Genomic DNA, 507 nt, shown 5'->3' with positions numbered 1-507 from the left:
TCTATATTCCGATCCTGCCCGGCATATTGCCGATCCATAATTTCACGCAGGTCACCAATTTCTGCTCAAAGGCCGGAACGCACATTCCCGCATGGCTCGCCGAGCGGTTTGACGGGCTGGACAATGACCCGCAGACGCATGCCTTGGTCTCTTCCGCGGTTGCTGCCGAACAGGTGCTCGATCTGGTCGAGCGCGGTATCCAGGATTTCCATTTCTACACCATGAACCGGGCTGATCTACCCTTCGCCATCTGTCATTTGATCGGCATTCGTCCTGGTGGCAGCAATGCGGTTGAGGCCAGTCTTGCCGGTGCCGCGGCCTGAATGAGAAACGAAAACGGCCCGGTTGCTATAACCGGGCCGCCTTCCTGTTTTTTATTCGCTTAACGGTCAGAGACCATCTTCGTAGCGCTCTTATTTACAATCAGGGGATTAGTCCTACGACCATTGCACCAATAAATGCGAACGCTGCACAGATCATAAGGACATTCATCGATCGAGTTAGTCC

At 53.6% G+C, this 507-nt stretch carries 1 protein-coding gene; it reads left to right on the top strand.

Going from position 1 to position 507, the window contains the following annotated elements:
* The coding region (locus ACXJ5O_RS29560) for a methylenetetrahydrofolate reductase (protein ID WP_457303001.1) at positions 1–323 on the top strand (323 nt) is incomplete at its 5' end.
* Positions 324–507: the final 184 nt, after the last annotated feature.

The organism is Phyllobacterium sp. P5_D12 (assembly GCF_054049495.1).
The sequence above is the reverse complement of the archived record's forward strand: the minus strand, read 5'-3'. Positions and strand labels throughout refer to the sequence as shown.